The sequence below is a fragment of the Sporosarcina sp. G11-34 genome (assembly GCF_026931025.1).
In genome coordinates, this window is the sequence record NZ_JAHNZW010000005.1 from 54,606 (window position 1) to 76,835 (window position 22,230).

The 22,230-nt window shown below is 37.7% G+C and carries 19 protein-coding genes; 3 read left to right on the forward strand and 16 right to left on the reverse strand.

Going from position 1 to position 22,230, the window contains the following annotated elements:
• Positions 1-107: 107 nt before the first annotated feature.
• The 7 genes from KSU66_RS08370 to KSU66_RS08400 form a co-directional block, all read right to left on the reverse strand.
• Positions 108-725 carry a YesL family protein gene (locus KSU66_RS08370; RefSeq protein WP_269050990.1) on the reverse strand — a complete coding sequence of 206 codons (618 nt, stop codon included), beginning with the start codon at positions 723-725 and terminating at the stop codon, positions 108-110.
• 279 nt (positions 726-1,004) lie between these two features.
• Positions 1,005-2,594: an extracellular solute-binding protein gene (locus KSU66_RS08375; protein ID WP_269050991.1), complete on the reverse strand. Its 1,590-nt coding sequence runs from the start codon at positions 2,592-2,594 to the stop codon at positions 1,005-1,007.
• Between the two features lie 114 nt (positions 2,595-2,708).
• A complete protein-coding gene (locus KSU66_RS08380; protein ID WP_269050992.1) occupies positions 2,709-3,605 on the reverse strand; it encodes a carbohydrate ABC transporter permease in 897 nt (298 codons plus the stop codon).
• A 17-nt stretch (positions 3,606-3,622) separates the two neighbouring features.
• Positions 3,623-4,534 (reverse strand): ABC transporter permease, encoded by a 912-nt coding sequence (locus KSU66_RS08385; RefSeq protein ID WP_269051218.1) that lies wholly within the window; start codon positions 4,532-4,534, stop codon positions 3,623-3,625.
• Positions 4,535-5,210: 676 nt separating this feature from the next.
• Positions 5,211-6,893 carry an alpha-L-fucosidase gene (locus KSU66_RS08390; RefSeq protein ID WP_269050993.1) on the reverse strand — a complete coding sequence of 561 codons (1,683 nt, stop codon included), beginning with the start codon at positions 6,891-6,893 and terminating at the stop codon, positions 5,211-5,213.
• Positions 6,894-6,962: 69 nt separating this feature from the next.
• Positions 6,963-7,934, reverse strand: a complete 972-nt coding sequence (locus KSU66_RS08395) for an ROK family protein (RefSeq protein WP_269050994.1) — start codon at positions 7,932-7,934, stop codon at positions 6,963-6,965.
• Position 7,935: 1 nt separating this feature from the next.
• The gene (locus tag KSU66_RS08400) at positions 7,936-8,631 is read right to left on the reverse strand and encodes a copper homeostasis protein CutC (RefSeq protein ID WP_269050995.1); all 696 of its coding nucleotides are present in this window, start codon (positions 8,629-8,631) and stop codon (positions 7,936-7,938) included.
• A 507-nt stretch (positions 8,632-9,138) separates the two neighbouring features.
• Here KSU66_RS08400 and KSU66_RS08405 point away from each other — a divergent pair.
• Both KSU66_RS08405 and KSU66_RS08410 read left to right on the forward strand, forming a co-directional pair.
• Positions 9,139-10,131 (forward strand): Gfo/Idh/MocA family protein, encoded by a 993-nt coding sequence (locus KSU66_RS08405; protein ID WP_269050996.1) that lies wholly within the window; start codon positions 9,139-9,141, stop codon positions 10,129-10,131.
• A gap of 17 nt (positions 10,132-10,148) precedes the next feature.
• The gene (locus tag KSU66_RS08410) at positions 10,149-11,078 is read left to right on the forward strand and encodes an aldo/keto reductase (RefSeq protein WP_269050997.1); all 930 of its coding nucleotides are present in this window, start codon (positions 10,149-10,151) and stop codon (positions 11,076-11,078) included.
• A gap of 121 nt (positions 11,079-11,199) precedes the next feature.
• Here KSU66_RS08410 and KSU66_RS08415 read toward each other — a convergent pair whose 3' ends face one another.
• Positions 11,200-12,501 carry an alpha-glucosidase/alpha-galactosidase gene (locus KSU66_RS08415; RefSeq protein ID WP_269050998.1) on the reverse strand — a complete coding sequence of 434 codons (1,302 nt, stop codon included), beginning with the start codon at positions 12,499-12,501 and terminating at the stop codon, positions 11,200-11,202.
• Between the two features lie 177 nt (positions 12,502-12,678).
• On the opposite strand from KSU66_RS08415, the gene KSU66_RS08420 reads away from it, so the two are divergent.
• Positions 12,679-13,611 (forward strand): helix-turn-helix transcriptional regulator, encoded by a 933-nt coding sequence (locus tag KSU66_RS08420; RefSeq protein WP_269050999.1) that lies wholly within the window; start codon positions 12,679-12,681, stop codon positions 13,609-13,611.
• Positions 13,612-13,675: 64 nt separating this feature from the next.
• On the opposite strand, the gene KSU66_RS08425 is transcribed toward KSU66_RS08420, so the two are convergent.
• The 8 genes from KSU66_RS08425 to KSU66_RS08460 all read right to left on the reverse strand — a co-directional run bounded on the left by KSU66_RS08425 (position 13,676) and on the right by KSU66_RS08460 (position 22,039).
• The gene (locus tag KSU66_RS08425; protein WP_269051000.1) at positions 13,676-14,716 is read right to left on the reverse strand and encodes a Gfo/Idh/MocA family protein; all 1,041 of its coding nucleotides are present in this window, start codon (positions 14,714-14,716) and stop codon (positions 13,676-13,678) included.
• Positions 14,717-14,819: 103 nt separating this feature from the next.
• Positions 14,820-15,788 carry a sugar phosphate isomerase/epimerase family protein gene (locus tag KSU66_RS08430; protein ID WP_269051001.1) on the reverse strand — a complete coding sequence of 323 codons (969 nt, stop codon included), beginning with the start codon at positions 15,786-15,788 and terminating at the stop codon, positions 14,820-14,822.
• A gap of 272 nt (positions 15,789-16,060) precedes the next feature.
• Positions 16,061-17,092: a Gfo/Idh/MocA family protein gene (locus KSU66_RS08435; protein WP_269051002.1), complete on the reverse strand. Its 1,032-nt coding sequence runs from the start codon at positions 17,090-17,092 to the stop codon at positions 16,061-16,063.
• 23 nt (positions 17,093-17,115) lie between these two features.
• Positions 17,116-17,841 carry a ThuA domain-containing protein gene (locus KSU66_RS08440; protein WP_269051003.1) on the reverse strand — a complete coding sequence of 242 codons (726 nt, stop codon included), beginning with the start codon at positions 17,839-17,841 and terminating at the stop codon, positions 17,116-17,118.
• 77 nt (positions 17,842-17,918) lie between these two features.
• Positions 17,919-18,944 carry a LacI family DNA-binding transcriptional regulator gene (locus KSU66_RS08445; RefSeq protein WP_269051004.1) on the reverse strand — a complete coding sequence of 342 codons (1,026 nt, stop codon included), beginning with the start codon at positions 18,942-18,944 and terminating at the stop codon, positions 17,919-17,921.
• Between the two features lie 20 nt (positions 18,945-18,964).
• Positions 18,965-19,783 carry a carbohydrate ABC transporter permease gene (locus KSU66_RS08450; RefSeq protein WP_269051005.1) on the reverse strand — a complete coding sequence of 273 codons (819 nt, stop codon included), beginning with the start codon at positions 19,781-19,783 and terminating at the stop codon, positions 18,965-18,967.
• On the reverse strand, positions 19,783-20,643 hold the full coding sequence (locus tag KSU66_RS08455; protein WP_269051006.1) for a carbohydrate ABC transporter permease: 861 nt from the start codon (positions 20,641-20,643) through the stop codon (positions 19,783-19,785). Before KSU66_RS08455 ends, KSU66_RS08450 begins: the two co-directional genes overlap by 1 nt.
• Positions 20,644-20,737: 94 nt before the next feature.
• A complete protein-coding gene (locus KSU66_RS08460; protein ID WP_269051007.1) occupies positions 20,738-22,039 on the reverse strand; it encodes an ABC transporter substrate-binding protein in 1,302 nt (433 codons plus the stop codon).
• Between the last annotated feature and the right edge of the window lie 191 nt (positions 22,040-22,230).

Here is a 22,230-nt window from a genome sequence, read left to right on the forward strand (position 1 = left end):
AGCTCACTATGTCAGACATTTTCTATCTCTTTAGGGAATTTACATTCAATAATCCCAACATAGTGAACAATTTATATTCCCTTTACTCTCCTATATAATAGGCCGTCTTAACTGGCTTTGGCCCCTGCCTCTATCTGTGAGAAGGCTCTATGTGCAAACCACATGGAAGGATAGGCAAGTAGCGGGACACCTGCAACGACAAAGAACAACGGGAAAATATGAAAGAAATAATACAATAAAACATAACTAATAATCATTGCGAAAGTTTCAAACGGTCGTCCAAGTGCTAGTTGAAATGGTTTTTTATAGTACTCAAACAACTTAAACTCATAACGAACAAACACCGGGAAAAAGTATAACAGCATAATGAAATAAAAGAATCCAATAACCATTATGATGAAATGAAGAAAAGGAATTCCGATTTCAAGTTTTGAAATACTAAAATCATAATAGAGTAACATCCCAATACCAAGGAGCACAAGGCCAAGAATATTTGATTTTACAAAGTGATTTTTATAACCCTTGTAAAAGTTTTCAAATACGGGGGCATCTATATCTTCTTCCATCCATTTCCGTATCACGTAAAACACTGCGGTTGTTGCCGGCATCACTCCAAATAGTACGAGTCCTAATATAGTAAAAACAATCCAAAGAAGCTGAAGATAAATTATTCGAGCACACCAGTTGCCAATCCCAAGAATCCGTTCAACAATATTGTTAATCATGGTGATTACACTCCCAAAATGATGATGATATTATTATCTGAACCTTGTCTATCATAAAAATAGTTTCATCTTTTGTCAAGATTACAACCGGATAAGCATGAATTTCGATACATGCACTACTGAATGTTTATAGTCAACAACCAAATTGTTTAGTTTACAAGTATTTCATAAAGACCTATTTCAAGTAGTGGTAGTAGGAAGACTGATAGTTCATTACTGTCAGTCTTCCCACCTAAGACAACCCTAAGTGCCAAAGCATAATTGAACTGATTTTAATAATTAGTTTGAGCTATAGTCTTGATAAGCTGCATCGTATAGTTCAACTAGTCTATCAACTTTCATTTTTTCAAGCGTTTCTAAATATTTATCCCAGTTTTCCATTGGCTCTTGTCCCGCGATAAACTTCGCTTCCATTTGTTCTACATAAGGATCGATGTCAGTTCTAATTCTATTAATTTCTTTCTGCTCTTCATCTGTCAAGAACAAGAGTGGTAGCGGTACATGTCCTACAGGATGAATTTTCTCTTCTGTTTCTTTTCTTATCCAATCAGAGAACAAGTTTTCTTTATCAAAATCCAAATCGAATGATAATTTCGGCGTTGCAATTCCATAATCTGGCGTAAGTGATCCGCGCCAATCTTCAGCAGAAGTGAATTCAGCTGGTGTGTCATTTTGCGTTCTAATTGTTTTTTCATCATTTGTCCAATCCCAGAAGTTACCCTCTGGTCCCATGTTGAGTACCGCATAACCTTCTTCTGAATAGAAGAAATCAATCCAACGAATACTTGCTGCTGGGTATTTATTTTTATCTGTAATTGCGAATGTCCCCGGCGTGATACCTGATCCCATTGGAATCGTTGGCTCATCGACTAAATCGCTCTTAATAGGTTTCATCATTGGGTTTTCAGTTCCATTTTCAGGCGTTCCTAATGTAAAGAACGGGAACCAATCGGCAAATAATCCAACCCGATTTTCTCCACCTTTACCTTTTTTCTGCTCATCTGTTTGTGAGAAACTTTCTGAGTCGAAAAGTTTTTCATCATATAACATCTTCATGTATTCCAAGTACGCTTTGTAACCTGGTTGGTTTCGGCTATGTTGAACCTTTCCATCAACTACGTAAGCACCGGTAGAACTATCAAGTACACCGAATGCTCCCATGAAGAATTGTCTAACATCATCCATCCCATTGGCAGTAAGCGGAATTTCATCTGCTTTACCGTTGCCATTTGGATCCTCATCTCTAAAACGTTTTAATAATTCGTACATTTCATCAGTTGTTTCGGGTAGTTCAGTTACATCAAGTGCATCTAAAAATGCTGCGTTATACCATAGTGGACCACGGTACCAGTTTTCACCCTGTGCAACTTGTGGTAAAGCATAAATATGACCATCTCTTGCCGTAATTGATTTTTTAACTTCTGGATTTTCTTCAAATAATTTTGTAAGATTTGGTGCATACTTTTCAATTAAATCTTCTAATGGAATTAATGTTCCTTGACCGCCATTTTTAATTTGCTCTTCATTGGATAAATCAGCAGCAAATAGAATTTCGCTATAGTCACCACTGGCGAACATTAGGTTTTTCTGTGTAGCGAGACTATCTAAATTGGGAGTTCTAAATTCAAAGTTAATATTCGTTTTTTCTTCCATAGCTTTGAAAAACTCCATGTCTTTCCAATCCGTATCCCCTACTTTTGTACCAAACATCGAGATTGTAATTTTTTCATCTACAATTGGGTAACCTTCAGCATTGAAGTTATCGTCTGGCTCGACAGAGACCTCTTCTTTCTTTTCTTTATCCGAATTACAAGCCGTTAATAAGCCAATCAGTAAAACGAATATAGCTAAAAATTTAAGATTTTTCAATTTGATACACTCCCTCTATTTTTCAAAGTTATTAAAACCAAAAGAACAGCTTTCACCCCTACCTCTTATCACCCCCTTTCCTTTGTTTTCACACTTTCTCTTTATGTCTTTTATTTAACCTTTTACTGAACCAATCATAACGCCTTGAACAAAGAAGCGTTGCATGAATGGATATACAATAATCAAGGGTAATGTGGCAACTAACATAACTGCGTATTTCATAATTGCCGCAATATTAGCTTGGTTCTGAAGTGCTGCACCATCTAAATTATTCACACTTGTGGACATCTCTTGTAATACGAGAATTTCACGTAAAACTAATTGCAATGGATATTTACTTATATCCGATATATAAATCATAGCGTTAAAGTAAGAGTTCCAGTGATCCACGCCGTAAAATAAAGCCATAACCGCAATAATCGGTGTTGATAATGGTAAGACAACTTTAGCAAAGAAATAAAATATTGAGGCACCATCAATTTTAGCCGCATCCTCCAAGTCTTCTGGAATAGTAGATTGGAAGAATGTGCGACATACAATAATGTGCCAAATCGCTGCAGCATTAGGTATTACTAGTGCCCAAACTGAGTTCATAAGCCCCAAGTTTTTTACTAGTAGATAACTCGGAATTAATCCACCACTAAGGAACATCGTAACTACGAACATTGTCATGAAAAAGTTGCGCCCTATAAAATCTCTTCTTGATAGTGCAAAAGCGGCCGGTAATGTTACGAATAAGTTAATAAATGTGCCTAGTGCCGTATAGTAAATAGTGTTCCGATAGCCAACCCAAATTTTCGGGTCATTAAAGACTCGTTGATACCCTTCAAAAGTAATATCGATGGGATAAAGCCACATTTTTCCTGAGTTGACTGCCGCTGGATCACTTATCGAAGCACTAATAATGAAAATTAATGGATATAGAACCGCAATCATAGCCACTGTAAGTAGTGAGTAGTTAAAAACTTTAAATATCTTGTCAGGGGTTGTTTCTTTAATAGCCGTATTCATTCTAATTGTCCTCCTTTTCACCAAAGACTAGTTTCATTCGTTTTCCTCGCAATATAGTTTACTACGATTAATAAAATCGCATTGATAATTGCATTGAACAGCCCAACTGCAGTCGAAAAACTATATTCCCCATCTAATAACCCAGCTCTATAGACAAAAGTAGATATAATCTCTGACGACTCCATGTTCAATGGATTTTGTAGCAGAAGAACTTTTTCAAATCCAACTGCAAGTAAGCTACCTGTGTTTAATATTAGTAGTATAACCATTGTCGGGAAAATTGCCGGAATATTAATATGCCAAATCCGTTCTAATCTTGTTGCTCCGTCAACGATTGCCGCCTCATGTTGCTGAGGATCAACACCTGCCAATGCAGCTAAGTAAATGATTGTACCCCACCCTGCGCTTTGCCAGACTCCTGAGAAGACGAAGACTGTCTTGAACCATTTTGGATCTTCCATAAATGCAATTGGCTCAATCCCAATTAAACCCAAAAACTCATTGACGATACCTGTTGTTGGTGACAAAAATGTAATAATAATCCCTGCCATAACAACGACTGATATAAAGTGTGGAGCATATGTAATTGTTTGAATACCACGTTTATACAATCCATCTTTTGCTTCGTTTAGTGATAATGCTAATAGGATTGGTAGCGGAAAACCTACAACTAATGAGTAAATACTGATTCCCATTGTGTTTTTAAGTAGGTCCCAGAAATAGTAAGAATCAAAGAATGCTTTAAAGTGCTCTAAACCTACCCAAGGGCTTCCCCAAATTCCCACCGAAGGTGTGAAATCCTTAAATGCGATTTGGATTCCGTACATTGGCACGTAATGGAAAATAAGAAAGTAAAGAAACGCCGGTAAAATAAATACATATAACTGCCAAGATTGAAGTGCCTGACGACGCTTAGACTTCCTGTTCATCTGTTTCAATACTTTCAATTCTCTCTTAGACTGCCTCTTGTCCACATTTGTAATCGTTTTCATTTAAATTTGAAACCTCCTTTTTAATTTTAATAAGAGCCTACCGACATGTTCTGCTTATTTACTATACTCTTTTTTGACAATCCCTTACTATAGTAAAATAGACTTGCATCTTCACCTTTAAATAAAAGTTGAATGAATATACTGCCTATCTGATAGTAGGAACAGATAAAGATTGTCTACCGCGATTCTTTTTAATGAATTCGATTACATTTTTACAAAGAATAGACAGGTTAATTAATTTACTAACCTAGAATCTCAATTATCTATATATTCATTCTTGCATGAAGTATCCAAAGTGTCAACGTAATTATTAAAGATAATCTATTTTTAGTTTGGAGATATTTGAATACTCAATTATCTCGCTATAAAAGTAATCAAAAAACTCTTCATGCCAGTGAAATGATAAAGTCTAAGATGAATTAACTTATAAGTAGCCTAGTCAAGCACCAAAAATAACAAACAGCAAATGATACGTCATTATTTAAAAAGCTGAAAGATCACTTGATTACTCTTCCAACAATGGATCGCTGGTCGTAATTAAAAACGCAAATGCAATTTGAAAAATAACAGTTATAACTGTAAAGGCATTAAACTGGTAATCCTGGTTCTACTGTTATGCTAGCACTTCTTTTTTTAGTTTTACGAACGCTGTATTAATCGCTAAACCAATGTCTTCATTCGCATGTTTAGGCTCGACTAACGTGATTGTAAGCGGAACAATTTCATTAGCTAGAACAATAATTGGTCCTACCTCTGTTTCTATTAACTGACGACCAGTCACTACTTGAAACTCGGTACCAAATTCAACTTTGTAAAGCGTATCTTGATTCGAAACTTCACCCTGTATTCTTAATAAAACTGTTCCACCTTCCTTAGTAGAGAGGTATGCAGTTTTTTTAACTGTAGTTTCTATAAGACTGCTATAATTACCTTTATCAGAATAACTACGACCACGGTAAATATCTTGGGATTGAATCGTCCACGTATTATTCTCATTCACAACAATTGTACGTTCAGGTATCAACCTTAGTTCCCCTGATAGCTCGACCCGAATAACCGGTAAAACTGTGTCCAACGGAATGTCAGGTAAAGTGACAATAAGATTATTCCCCTCCATACGCCAATCAAGTTCGTCAGAAGCACCGTCCTCTATCACTTTTTGTACACCTGTCACCAATCCCGGTAAAGTCAATTCTTTACCAACTGGCCATTTTAGAATATTCAAAAATATACTTTTATCGTTTACAGTTACTTCCCCCCATGATTGACCACCGAATTTAGTACCAGAAGCCCCAAGAATTGCCCCAGGATGCCTATCTAACCATTTCCCCATTTCTCGTAAAACATCTGACTCAAATTCGACCATTGATCCATCTCCACGAGGTCCAATATTTAGTAAGTAATTTCCACCACGCGCACGGACGCTTGTTAAGCCTTTAACAAGATCGCGAACCTTTCCAGAGATATCACTGCGGTCCTGCCAACTTCGGTATCCCCAAGTTGCATGGTAAATAGATGCCGGTGTTTGCCACGCACCATCTAAAGTATTTGAAGGCACTTGATTATCAGCTAACGTACGAAAATCTCCATTATTGTTCCAAACCCGACCACTTACAATTGCCTTTGGCTGAAGCTCGTGAATAATTTCAGCAAACTTAACACTTTGGGCTTGCGTAGGACAAGACATATCAAACCAGACTTCAGCAATTGGACCATAGTTCGTCATTAGCTCTCGAAGTTGTGCTGCAATCATTACCTCCATACTCTCTGGTATTGGGTTATTATTATTTTCATCAAAATCGTGTCCTTCATTCCAATCTATTAATGAAAAGTAAACACCAAACTTCAATCCTTGACGATGACATTCGTTTGCTAATAACTTTAAAGGATCCTTGCCATATGGTGTGCGCTGAATAATGCCATAATCTGTAGTAGCTGTGTCAAACATAGTAAATCCATCATGATGCTTGCTCGTTATCACGATATACTCCATGCCTGCTTCCTTAGCCAATGTACAAATTTCCACTGGATTAAATTTCTCGGCTGTAAAGTTTTTAGCAACTTTCATATATTCTTCTTTCGAAATATTAGCCCACATTTGAATCTGTTCACTGTAACCTTTTTTAACTGGTTTTTCATTCCAGACACCACCAATTTCAGAGTACAATCCCCAGTGTATAAACATTCCATATTGCAGACGCTGCCATGCAGCTATATTCTCTTCATTACTTAATTCAATAATACCTGAAATCCCATTTTGGTTTAACTCACTTAATGATTTAGTTTTACGATTCATTTTAGTAGCCTCCAAATAATAATACTGTAGTTTAACCAATAAGCCCTTACTTATTTTCAATTTCCATATTCAAGCGAAGCATAAAGTCGCGGCACCAATTACGCCTACGTCTTTACCTAATAATGCTGGTACGATACGGAATGTGTCTCGATAGGGCTTCATAACCAATTTCCTTGTTTTCTCAAACACTGGGGTGAATAAATCATCGCCTGCTGAACTAACACCCCCACCAATAACAATACAATCAGGGTTAAATGTATGCACAATATTCTTCAATCCTAATGCGACATAATCAGTTACCTCATCAACAACCTCGCACGCAACCTTGTCAAAAAGTGCTGCGGCTTCAAACAGATGTTTTGCCCCAATCGAAGTACCATCCATTTCAGCAAGTTCTGTCATTAACGTGGCATTCTCTTCTGCTGCCTCCGCTGCAAAACGTGCCATAGATGTCCCAGATGCATACGCTTCCCAACACCCTATCTGTCCACAACTGCACTGTGGACCATCTTGTCCTATTGACGTATGCCCAAGTTCTCCGGCAAAGCCGTTGCTACCGATCACTAATTTACCATCTAAAACAATACCAGAACCGATACCAGTACTAATCGTGACATAAACCATTGTCTTGGATCTTCTTCCAGCTCCTGCATAGTATTCTCCCCAAGCTGCTGCATTGGCATCATTCACAACTTGAACAGGGAGTTCTAATTTAGACTCCATTACCTGCTGAAGTGGAATGTTAGACCAGCCGGGCAAATTCGTACCGTTCAAAATAATTCCTCGTTCTGTGTCTACAGCACCCGGTGAGGCAACGCCAACGCCGAGTATTGGATAGTCTCCACGGACCTCTTTCACTGAGTCCACTAAACAGTTGATTACCTCCTCGGCATTTTTCAGTTTAGTTGTTTGATATTCTACACGGTGTAGTACCTTTCCTTTATGGTCATGTAAAGCTGTCGCTATTTTTGTCCCACCAAGATCTACCCCTACAACATATCGCAGCTTTTTCTCTATGTTTAATTCCTCTAATTCATTCATTTTATCTCCCCAATTGCTTTAGTTTATTTTTTACTGTTGCAATAATTTCAGCATCGATAGGATGCATAAAGCTTCGGTTAATACGGATTCCAGACCCTAGATGGACTTCTTTTATTCCAGTTAATTCAACCAATGTGGATAGCGATTCTGGCGTTACTCCATTGCCAGCCAATATTTGGACAGTCTTATCTTTGCACTGCTTAACTAATTTTTTTAGTTGTTCAGCAGATTCAGGAGCAGGTGCTTGGCCTCCAGAAGTCAATATTCTATTGATTTGTGGGAATCCAGCAATTGTATCCAATGCCTCCGACTGATTATCTACAAAGTCAAAAGCACGGTGGAAAGTAACATCCAAATCCCCTGCTTTCTTTAATAGAATAGTAATAGCCCTTGTATCGACTTTATTATCTTTTGTTAATGCACCAATGACAATACCAGCAGCGCCAGCGCACTTAATATGATGAATATCTGCCAACATAACAGCCAAATCACTTTCGGTATAATGAAAACCTCTATTATGCGGCCGAACAATTACATTCACTGGAATATTAACCCCTTCAACAACCGCCTCTATCAATCCCAAACTAGGTGTTAACCCATCCTTGGATAAAGCTGCACAAAGTTCTAGCCGACTAGCACCAGCTTGTTCCGCAACAACTGCATCTTCTAAACTTGTTGCTATAACTTCCAATATCATATCAACTACTCCTTTATTATAATGTAGGGTTGTACAATATCTACTAACAATGCACCCAAAGCCAGGCTACACGCGAAGCTTAATACCTTTCTACTTTGTATTGGCATATCGTTCCCGCCACGTAAATATGATTTCACTTTTTATCCTATTTAATAAAATTTTATTAAAATAATTCATTAGTGATTGCGCTGCCAATTGGTATGTCAATATAATAAGCGCTGTTCATTCGAATATTATTGATTGAGGTACAGAAAGAAATATATTGGGATGAATCATAACCACTCTCCCTAGTAATTATCTCATTATTCACAACCAATAAACTTTTTCTGTTGTGAACCATAACATCGTAAAAGTACTAGGTCAACCTATTTTTTAAAAAATAAAGTGATTCCTAAATTAACATTCAACACACAATTAATTAATTAATTAATTAATGCTCCGTAAATTCACTCTTTCTTTCTAAAAAACTAATGTTATACTGTTTTTAATCTAAGGAGGCGTTAAATAATGTCAGAAAAGAAAGTACGTTGGGGTATTATGAGTACTGCTAGTATTGGGAAACGTTCAGTAATACCGGGGATTCAAGAGTCAAATAGGAATACAGTGGAAGCGGTTGCAAGTCGATCATTGGAAAATGCTCAAGCCTATGCTAATGAATTAGTGATACCAAAAGCATATGGTAGTTACGAAGAATTACTAGATGATCCTACAATCGACGCAGTATATATTCCTCTTCCAAATCACTTACATAAAGAGTGGACACTAAAGGCTGCTAAGGCGGGGAAACATATTCTATGTGAAAAGCCAATTGCTTTGGATGAAAATGAAGCTGAAGAAATGATTTTAGCATGTGAAAATGCTGGTGTTATTTTGGCGGAAGCTTATATGTATCGTCATCAAAAAAGATATGAAGATATTAAAAAATTAATCAGTGACGGGGAGATTGGCGATATACGTAGTATTCATGGGGTTTTCACCTTTAATGGCGCCGAAAATACCGGCAACATCCGTTTTACAAAAGAATGGGGTGGCGGTTCGATTTACGATGTAGGCTGTTACCCAATTAGTGCTGCTAGATTCTTATTAGACGAAGAGCCTACAGCAGTAACTGCACATGCCTTCTTCTCTCCGGAACATGGTGATGTCGATATGATGGCTTCCGGAATAATGGAGTTTTCTAATGGTGTCGCCTTAACATTTGATTGTGGTATGTGGGCTGAGTTTCGAAATGAACTCGAAATTCTAGGCACTAAGGGAAGAATTGTGATGAAAGCAGCCTTTCTCGGTGACCAATCATATGAAATCATTAAAGACGGAAACACAGAAAAAGTTCTTGATGAAAACATTAATTCTTATGCTTTACAGGCTGACAATTTTGCAGAAGCTGTACTTGACGGAAAGCCTATTAAATTCCCAGCTAGTGATATCCTTCACAACATCAGAGCGGTAAAAGGGGCCCTTACTTCCGCAGAAAAACAAGAAAGAATACTATTAAGATAAAAGACGGGGGAATAAAAATGAGAAATATTAAAATTGGTGATTTAGAAAAACCGATTACTGGACTTGTAATGGGGACTGATTACTTCAAGCCTGAAATTATAGATACAGTCACTGAAGTACTAGAAAACTATATTAACATTGGCGGGAATATCCTCGACACTGCATATGTTTATGCAGGTGGTCAAAGTGAGCAAGCTATTGGTATATGGATGGAGGAAAACAAGCGTCGAGACGATATAATGTTGCTAACAAAAGGAGGTCATCCAAATCAGGATGGCCCACAAATCAATAAAAAAGCAATCGGTGAAGAACTAAAAATCAGCTTGGACAGACTTCGAACAGATTATGTTGAGCTTTATGCACTTCACCGTGATGATCCTACTGTACATGTAGGTGAAATTCTAGAAATCTTAAATGAACATGTTGAAGCTGGTAAAATCGGCACTTTTGGGGGTTCAAATTGGTCAGCAGAGCGACTTCAAGAAGCAAATGAATATGCAGAAAAGCACGGATTAATCGGCTTTTCCTTTAGTAGCCCAAACTTAAGTTTGGCTAAAGCACAGTCACCTTATTGGCCGGATTGTGTGTCCGTCGACGAATCTATTTTAACCTGGCACGAGAAATCAAATCTTCCTATTCTCTCTTGGTCTTCACAAGCCCGGGGCTTCTTCACGGGCCGTTTCACTCCTGAAGATCGATCTAATGAAGATTTAGTTCGCGTATTCTACAATGATGAAAACTGGGAGCGTTACCGAAGAGCAGAACAATTAGCAAAGGATAAAAACGTTGAAACCATTCAAATTAGCCTAGCATATGTCTTAAATCAATCATTTCCAACAGCAGCAATTATCGGACCACAAAATCATACCGAGATGCTATCGTGTAGGGAAGCTGCTGAAATCATCTTAACAGAAGATGAAGTAAAATGGCTTAACCTTCAATCCTAATATATTTGATACAAAAACACCCTAGTAGCGAAGACTTTATCTTAAGCCTCCGCAACTAGGGTTATATTTATTTGGGTATTAACTTTTAGATACCCTTAGTTACTAATAGGCCTTGCTACTATCAATAATACTTAGGTAACATATCCCCATGTGCTTCAATTAGCTCATCACACATAGCTATAATATCATCGATTGATAGTTCGGCTGAAGTATGTGGATCTAGCATAGCCGCATGATAAATATGCTCCTTTTTGCCTGTCATCGCGGCCTGAATAGTTAGTAACTGTGTATTAATATTTGTCCGATTAATAGCAGCTAACTGTTCTGGTAATTCACCTACATATGTAGGTGTAATTCCACTAGCATCTACAAGACACGGGACCTCAACGCATGCATTTTCTGGAAGATTACTAATTAAGCCACCCGTGTTCAGTACGTTTCCACCAATTTTAATTGGTTGGTTGGTTTCCATGGCTTCAATGATATATGAACCATACTCATTCGTTCGTTCGTGGGTCAGATTTTCGTCGTTGATTAAATCTGTACGCATTTTTTTCCATTCTTCAATTTGACTGATACAACGCCTTGGATATTCATCCAACGGTATATTAAAACGATTGATTAATTCTGGGTATCGACTCTTAATAAAGTATGGATGGTATTCAGCATTATGCTCAGAGGACTCTGTCACATAATAACCAAAACGTAACATTAACTCAAAACGAACCATATCACTATGTTTTTCTTTTTGTTTCTCAAGCGCTCTTCTTTTTATTTCAGGATATAAATCTTCACCATTTCCGGTAATTTCAAGTAACCAAGCCACATGGTTAATACCTGCTATTTCCCATTGAATATTATCTGTTGTCATATCCAAAGATTTTAGAAGGTCTTCTGCGCACCCTTGTACACTATGGCACAACCCAACTGTTTTAATGCCAGTGTATCTTAGCATTGTTCCCGTTAGCGCAGCCATAGGATTCGTATAGTTTAAAAACCATGCATTTGGGCATACCTCTTGCATATCCTTAGCAAAATCCATCATGACAGGTATCGTCCTAAGACTTCGGAATATACCGCCAATACCAACTGTATCTGCGATTGTTTGGCGAAGGCCGTACTTTTTAGGTATTTCAAAGTCTATAATTGTGCTTGGATCATATCCACCAACTTGAATTGCATTGATAACATATTTCGCATCTCTTAATGCTTCTTTTCTATCTGTATAAGATACAATAGTTACGGTAGATTCAAGGTTCTTTTTGATATTGTTCAGCATTTGCTCTGAGTCTTTTAGTCTTTCATGATCAATATCAAATAAAGCAATCTCAAAATCTTGTAGGGCCTCAACCCTCATACAATCACCAAGAACGTTTTTTGCAAAAATCGAACTACCCGCACCCAAAAATGTAATTTTAGACATCTATAAGCCTCCTAATTTCATTAGTTATTCCGAGAATAAAAGTAATTTTAGATGAATCTATTTTTATTCCGTTCGAAATTTTTAATCTTTCATTCTTGTCAGTTTACTATCTTAATCATCATAGAACAGATAATTAAGTAATACAATAGGAATAAAACCAGAAAGAAGGGTAAAATATTGCTATTAAATTTTCATTCATTACAACATGGTACTTTTGGATTTCGATTTAAAGAACTTCATCAGAAACGTATTGCAGGAATCCACTCTCTGGGATGGGAAAAACAGTTAGATTATTCGTATGACTGGAATGGTTTAAATAGAAGTGAAACGGATATAATTATCTTCCAATACACCCTAAAAGGTGTAGGTGAAATCAGTATTAAGAATCATATATATCGACTTGAAACTAGTAATGCTTTCTTTATCAAAGTACCTAGTGATCATCGTTATTATTTGCCTTCAGACAGTTCGGAATGGGAGTTTATACATATAACTTTGTTTGGCGAGGAGGCGCTCAAACTCTATGAAAACATCGTAAACGAAGTTGGTCATATCTTTAGTTTAGACTTGTATTCCGCACCAATTTCAATCATCCTTGAAGTTCTAGGAAAAGTTACACGTAATAAAATGAACGATGGATATGAGGCTTCCTCTTATGCTTATTCTTTTTTAATGGAATTAAATCGCCATATATTGGATATTCAAACAGGTAAGGAATGGCCAGTAGCCATTTCCAATGCGGTGGCATTTATTGATATTAATTATCACAACCACATCACTTTAGACGATATTGTAGCTGCCTCTGAGCTCTCTAAATATCACTTTAGCCGTTTATTTAATAAATATATTAATTTAACACCAATACAATACCTAACGAACATTAGGATTAATAAGTCCATTGATTTATTGAAGAATAAAACCCTATCGATAGATGAAATTGCATTTAAAGTAGGTTTTTCGAATGGGAACTATTTCGGAAAAGTCTTTCGTTCTTACCTGGATATATCTCCGGGTGAATACAGAAACACTAAGTCGTTCATCACTGTAGACCACCTTGTTGGGAACCATCAACTTCCTCGAAAATATCCAGTGGTTCACGATAAAATATAGAAAAAAAAGGTGAACCCCTTATCGTATGTTAATACAACAAGGGGTCCACTTTGGAATATACCTATCAAAATTCTATCGCTTTTCCTGTTTCAGCAGATTCATAAATCGCGTTAATAATCTTTTGAATGATGAGTCCTTGTTCAGGTGTGCTTAGCGGTGGTTTCCCACTCAAACAGCTTTCTACAAATTGACTAATTTCATGTTGATGTCCATCTATTTTAGGCGCATAGACCGGCGTGATATCCACTAATGTGTTATGTTTCTCTTGAAATATTTTCAAAGGGAAAATATCTGCTCCGCCTTTATCCCCCATTAGAGCTACTTGCATCGTTTCGTCTTTCTCAACGTTTGCGGCGAATGCAGACTCTAGTGTTAATGTCGCACCGTTTTTAAAGGTCACCATTCCAACCGCCATGTCTTCGACTGTATAATTCTCGTAATCCCAATCACCAAGTAATCCCACGCCTTTTTTAGTGCCTATCTTTTGATGCGTTTTACCAAGCACCACTTCTGGTTCTGGATAGCCCATCAAATATAAAGCGGTATCTAACATATGAACGCCTATATCGATTAGAGGCCCCCCGCCTTGTAATTCCTTGTTGGTAAATACACCCCAACCTGGAATCCCCCTTCTACGAATCGCATGAACACGGGCCGAATAAATTTCGCCCAGCTCATCTGCGTCTATAAATGTTTTGGCGATTTCTACCTCTGGTGTAAAGCGGTAATGGAATCCATAAGTTAGGAATTTCCCCGAGTCGTTGGCAGCTTTCACCATCGATTCAGCTTCTTCTACTGTCATCGCGGGCGGCTTTTCACACAATACATGGCAACCCGCTTTGAGTGCAGCTATCGTTGCTTCCGCATGGAACTTATTAGGCACGCAAACACTCACCGCATCTAATTCCACCTCTTTAAGCATCTCTTGATAAGAACCAAATGCATGTGGAATCGCAAACGTCTTCGCAACCTCCTCTGCTCGCTCTAGCGCAACATCTGCGACTGCAACGATTTCAACCTTATTTCCCTTTTTTAAATAACCCGGTATATGTACATCTCTAGCGATTGCACCTGCTCCAATTATTCCAACACGTACTACATTCATAGAAATCACTCACTTCTGTTTGATTATATTTCATCTAATAAAAACACGAAAAAAGTTGTGACATATGAGTTCTAAATTCATATGCCACAACCACTTTTATACTTTAAACCCACCACATATCCGCAGGTTCATCCTTAATTAAAACGGATTTCAAGTTCGTTACTGCACGTGAAAATCCTTCATCAACTGACATCAACGGATCTTCATGTTCAATACTCACAACATAATCATAGCCATAAGTTCTGAGCGCACTCATCATATCTGACCACTCTTGGATACTATGTCCACACCCAACGGACCTGAATGTCCATGCACGCGATTGTACATCCCCATAAGGTTGCATATCTGTTAAACCGTGCATATTCACATTATCTTGGTCAATGAAAGTATCTTTTGCGTGGAAATGGTGAATCGCATTTTCTTTACCCAAGATCTTAATCGCCGCAACTGGATCAATTCCTTGCCACCAAAGATGACTTGGATCCAAGTTCGCACCGATAGCTTTTGACGTTGCGTTTCTCAATTTCAACAGCGTATAGGGCGTGTGCACTGAGAAGCCACCGTGCAGTTCAATCCCAATTTTCACACCGTGATCTTCCGCAAATTTCCCTTGTTCTTTCCAGTACGGAATGAGTTTTTCTTCCCATTGCCAGTTATAAATGTCGGAATACTCTGTCGGCCAAGGTGAGATTGGCCAGTTTGAATGTTTCGAGCCCTCATGAGATCCAGGCGTTCCAGAGAACGTGTTGACAACAGGTACACCCATTAACTGCGCAAGTTTAACCGATTTAACAAAAGTTTCATGCGCATTTTGTGCAACTTGTTTATTTGGCGATACCGGGTTGTCATGACAGCTAAATGCGCTAATCGTTAAACCACGTGAATGTATTTTATCTAAGTATTCCTTACGCTTGTCTTCACTTGCCAGTAACTCATCGACATTACAATGAGCATCCCCCGGATTTCCACCCGTCCCGATTTCGATTGCTTGAAGACCAGCAGCTTGGACATAGTCGAGCATTTCTTCAAATGGCTTTTGTGCAAATAATACAGCAAATACACCGAGTTTCATGAATGTAACCTCCTATGATTATCTATCTCTATACTTAGAATTAATGAATACTACACTAGGTGATTGTAGTGCAGAGCGGCGACTCCAGCGGGAATAGCTTGAGCTGAAGACCCTGGACTGAGCGTAGCGAGGGAAGCGGCTGAAGCCAAGCCCGCGGAAAGCGTCAGGGAAAGATTGAACTGTAACTTTCCGCACTGTCCGCTCGGAACGGAAATCAACGGTATATCCTTTTCCCCATTTAGTAAGCACCGTTAATTCAACCCAATAAACACTTACTTCTTAATTTGACTAAACTGTTTCGTTTCCATCGATTCCAAAGCAGCTAGAATTACTTCCAACGACTTCATGCCCTCTTCACCATTAGTTAACGGCTCAGTATCATTAACAATCGAGTCTACAAAATGATTAATCGTATGCGTCGTTGTCTGACCACCTTCAGCATTTGACTGAATACCGCCTAATTCATAATTGACAACTTCCCCGTTTTTATATTGAATAATCAACGAGTATTTCGGATCATCTTCCAAACGTAAAATACCTTTTTCACCGTAGATAACTGTAGAATTATCTTCACCTGCTGTGTAAGCCCAACTAGCCGCAAGCGTACCGATAATGCCACTTTCAGACTTCAGAATACATACCGCATTATCATCGACATCTGTACCCTCTTTAGCATTCGTCTCAATAAACCCAGCCACTTCAACGAATTCTTCGCCAAGTAAAAATCGAAGTAAATCTGCTTTATGGACACCAAGATCACCCATGGCTCCTATAAACGCCTGGTCCTTCTTAAAGAACCAACTGTCCTTACCATCCACACTCCATTGTTCAGGTCCACCATGTCCGAATGCCGTTCTGAAGCTATATATTTTACCCAAGTCACCATTTTCGATTAAATCACGCGCTTTTGAATGGGATGAGACAAAACGTTGATTGTGCGCAATCATTAACTTTTTATCATTCGTTTTTGCAGCTTCAATCATCGCTTCTGCTTCTTCTCTAGAAGTCGCCATTGGTTTTTCGCAAAGTACATGACAACCGGCATTGAGTGCCGCAATAGAAACTGGTGCATGCAAGTAGTTTGGTAAACAAACGCTTACTGCATCTACCTTTTCCGATTTAAGTAATTCCTCATAACTTGTATAGGCTTTTGCTTCATATTGAACAGCCATCTCTTCGGCTCTAACTTCAATGATGTCACAAACCGCTACAATTTCTACCGCCGGATTATTTTGATACTCACCCAGATGTCTATATTTGGCGATGCTTCCACATCCAATAACTGCAACACGTAACTTTTCCACAAACGTCACTCCTCTATTTATAGTTATTCGTTATGATTAGCAATTTTCTCTAATGGTTTAGCATTCCCGTAAATTGGTGTTGGTGTATTCGTATTTTTAGCCCATTTGACCGCATTACGAATTACCTTTTGGATATCTTTATTGTGGTATGTAGGATACGTTTCATGTCCTGGACGGAAATAGAATATCTTCCCTTGCCCACGTTTAAATGTGGCTCCGCTTCTGAACACTTCTCCGCCTTCAAACCAACTCACAAAGACCAGCTCATCAGGTGCTGGAATATCAAAATGCTCGCCGTACATTTCTTCTTTTTCAAGTTCAATATATTCCCCGATACCTTCCGTAATTGGATGACTCGGATCAACTACCCATAATCGTTCTTTTTCATCTGCTTCACGCCATTTAAGGTCGCAAGATGTACCCATTAGCGTTTTGAATATTTTTGAAAAGTGAGCGGAGTGCAAGACAATCAATCCCATACCGTCTAACACGCGTTGCTTCACCTTTTGAACAATCTTATCATCTACTTCATCATGCGCAAGATGTCCCCACCAAACAAGTACGTCCGCGTTATTTAAAACTTCATCCGTTAATCCGTGCTCAGGCTCATCAAGTGTCGCGGTTTGTACGTTTGCAGCATCCTCTTTTAAGAATTCCGCGATTGCTCCATGTATCCCATTTGGATATATTTCTGAAACTACGGGATTTTTCTTTTCATGACGATTTTCATTCCATACGACTATATTCATTTTCATCATCCTTTAATAGTTTCTGTTGCACTAATTAACGCAAGCGTTTGCACTACCCCTAAAAAAAACTCATCTATCTAATTTTTTGGAGTCGAACACGATTTCCGTTCCAATATAATCGTTGGGATTATCACGCTCTTTTTAAATATTGCAGGATCTTTTACCTGCTCAATTAGACAGCTCGCTGCTTCATAACCCAATTGATATATCTGTGTATCAATAGTCGTCAACGGTGGATTGGAAACTTTGGATATCATTGAATTATTAAAGCTAATTATACTTACGTCATCGGGCACTTTAATATTCATTTCACTTAGGGCAGTCAATACAATTAATGCATTTAAATCATTTTGGATAACAAATGCTGTTGGTGGTTTAGCGAGCTCCATTAGTTCGCCGATAACTTTTTTTCCTTGGTCAAGATCAAATTCCATATGCCGAATATAGTCACCAGGAACGTCAATATTATTTTCTCTCATAGCTTGGCTAAAACCGTTTACTCTTGCTTCTCCAACCTCAAACTGCTCATCTTCTCCAATAAACGAAATATGTTCATGTCCTAGATTTATTAAATAATCTGTCGCTTTTTTTGCGGCTTGAACATTATCATTATCTACAAACATAATCTTACTAGATTCAATTACCGGTTTCCCTATCACAACAAAAGGAATTCCAGACTCAATTAAATAAGGTACCACTTTATCATCTTTTTTTGAGTATAAGACAATCATGCCGTCCACTCTTTTTCCACGGACCATCTTTACAGTATCATTAAATATCTCTTCTTCGGATTCACCGGTTGTGAGACTAATGCTGAAATCATACTTACTGCATAAGGCACTAATTCCGCCAATTACTTCAGGAAAAAAAGAAGTATGCATCGACTCTTTTGTAGAATTTTTCATCACAATACCTATTGTCTTTGTTGATTGAAGGGCAAGCATCTGTGCATTGTAGTTCAAATGGTAACCCATTTCATCCATAACTTTTCGGACTTTAACCTTCGTTTTCTCACTTATTAAAGGACTATCCGAAATGACACGCGATACCGTCGATGGGGCTACATTTGCCCGCATTGCGACATCTTTTATCGTTACTGACATGACTTACACCTCTTAGATGATTATTTGACAGCCCCTTCAGATACTCCTTCAATAATTTGCTTTTGCGCAAAGAAGTAACCGATAATAACTGGAATGATGGCAATTGTTAACCCTGCCAACGCTAGATGCCATTGCTTTGTATATTGACCAAAGAAGAGGAACATTTTCAATGGAATTGTTGCACTTGAGTCTGACAATATGAGTGATGGAAGTAGGTAGTCATTCCAAATCCAAATGACATTTAATATGCCCACTGTAACAGAAATCGGCTTTAATAATGGTAGAATAATATGCCAAAACACTTGGAATTTATTCGCGCCATCAATATATGCAGCCTCGTCCATCGAATTCGATATGCCGGTCATTGCACCGTGATATAAAAAGATCGATAAGCTTGAACCAAATCCTAAATACATGAAAATCAGACCTGTTTTATTCAGCATATCCGCTTTCCCAAAAATTGAAACGAGCGGAATCATAACCGATTGAAACGGAATTAACATAGCTCCAACGAATACCAACAAGATAATACCGCTAAGTTTACTCTTGTTTCGCGCTAGTGCATACCCCGCCATCGATGAAAAGATGATAATAATTGTTACTGCCACGACTGTTATTAATAATGAGTTAAATAACGATTTAAAAAATTCTAAATCTATGAAAGCTTGAACAAAGTTATCAGTTGTAAACTCTTTAGGTAAACCAAGTACACCTGAAAATATTTCCTTTTTTGTTTTAAATGCATTGACAATCATCAAGTAGAAGGGTGAGAGCCATAATAAAGCAAGTAAGAGTCCAAAAATTTCAATGATAAATAGATTACGTTTACTATGCTTCATTACATGTCAACCTCCCGTTTCTTATTATAATAAACTTGTGTTATCGCTACTGCACCAACGATAAGGAAGAAAATAACTGCTTGTGATTGCGCGAGAGCCATTTTATTCTCAGTAAATGCTGTTTTAACAATACTCATCGCGACCATTTGTGTTGAATTATAAGGCCCACCATCAGTTAAGGATAAGTTTTGGTCATAAATTTGAAATGAGCTAGACAATGTTAAGAACATACTAATTGTAAATGCCGGGGCTACTAACGGGAAAATGATACTACGAAAACGTTGAAAACCAGACGCGCCATCAATTTCGGCTGCTTCAAGTAAATCTTTTGGTATGTTTTCCAAGTACGCAATATAAATGATCATTATGTAACCAGCCATTTGCCAAGATGTTAAAATGACAAGTCCCCAGAATCCTGTTGCTGTCGTAGATAACCAACCTGTTAAAGCCTCAATTCCTAATAAATCTCCTAAGTTTCCGAAAACACTTATAAAAATAAACTGCCAAATGAATCCTAAAATAAGTCCACCGATTAAGTTCGGCATGAAGAATACCGTTCGTAAAAAGCTATTCGATTTAATATTACGCGTTACAAGTAAAGCGAGACCTAGACCTAAAAAGTTTAAGAGTATTACGGATGTAACCGCAAATTTGGTCGTAAACCAGACAGACGCCCTAAACTCTGCATCTTTAAATAAAGTGATATAGTTTTTAAAACCTAGGAATTCAGTTGCTGCCAAACCATTCCAATTCGTAAAGGAATAAATAAAACCATAAATGAACGGAACGATAACAACAATTGCTAAACTTAAAATGACTGGTGCTAAAAACAGCCAAAATGACAAATCACGATTACGCATTAAAACACCTCCACTAGTTATCTCTATAAAGCAAAGCTCCAATCAGGCAGTCTCTCAACCCTGATTGGTAGCCGCCTTGTTTATTCAGTTTAAATTATTTTCTTTCTGCTTCCCATTTCTCTTGTGCTTCGCTAATCATTACTTCCCAAGTAACTTCTCCGCTTAAATACTTTTGCATAGCAGCGCCGAGAACTTGTTCACTCCATCCAGTAGGAGCACCTTGGAATACCCATCCAGCTATCGTATTCCCTTCAGAAGCATACTCATAAATTGTTTCTGAAAGAGGATCTGATATTTTTGAAGTATCATAGCCTTCATATGCTGGGACAAATTTAAAGTCTTCTAGCACTGCAGTTTTACCTGTTTCAGATGTGTACATCCAATCTAGGAAATCCTTACTTGCTTGTACAACTTTTTCATCTTTTTCGCTATTTACCGCCCAATACATCGGAACACCTGCCGGAATACTTCCTTCAAAACCTTCTACTGGGATTGGTAAAATACCAATTCCTTCTTCAGCCAATTCTGGATCCATATCATAGACAGAGTTATATATCCAGTTACCTTGTTGAATTATTGCAACTTTTTCTAGAGAAAATAATTGCTCAACTTGCTGAGAATAATCCAGGCTCAGTATAGGCTGGGCAGAGTACTTACTTTCCAAGTCAAGATGTCTTTTCAATTCGTCACTTTTTTCAAAAGCGATTGACTTTGCATTATAAGCTTCCAAAGTATCATTATTAAATTCTGGAGCAAAGAAAATGTTGGCTAAATGATTACCAATAACCCATTTTTCTTTAGCTGCAAGTGCAAATACTGCGTCAAGACCTAGTTCTTCTTTTTGTTTGTCTATTGTTTCTACTGCTTTTTCTAAATCCTCATAAGTTATAATATCGTCTGGATTAACACCAGCTTCTTCGAAAACTCGCTTATTGTAAATCAATCCATAACCTTCTTGATTAAATGGTAATCCCAAAACTTTATCGCCATCTGTAACTGTATTTAAAGTTCCTTCAAGTGCAACCTTCGCTGCTGCTGTATCAGATACATCAGCTAAATATTCCCTGTACTCTTCTACAGCCGATGGACCACCTACGTTAAAGATTGCAGGTTCTTCACCAGAAGAGAATGTCGTTTTTAACGATGCACCATAATCGTTTCCTCCGCCAACTGTTTTAACATTAATTTTTACGTCTGGATTTTCTTTTTCATAAACTTTAACTAAATCTTCAAATTGATCTTTAATCTCTACTTTAAATTGAAAGATATCAACTGTTACCTGATCTCCCTTGGCAGCATCTTTGCCTCCATCATCTGATGAAGAGCACCCCATCAGTGCAATAACTGAAACTAGCATTACAGATACTAGTTTAAAAAACATTTTCTTATTTCCCATATAAAACGCCCCTTTTCTTTTTTAATTAGTGAAACCGGTTGCATGATTTGATATAAATGAAAGAAGAGTCATAATAACCCTTCTTCTGTTATTCATGAAACCGCTTGCATTGTTTCTACATCTATAGATTAACATGGCGTTTTGAATAGTGCAACATCTTTTTTGTTTTTGTTTTATAAACAGTTAATATA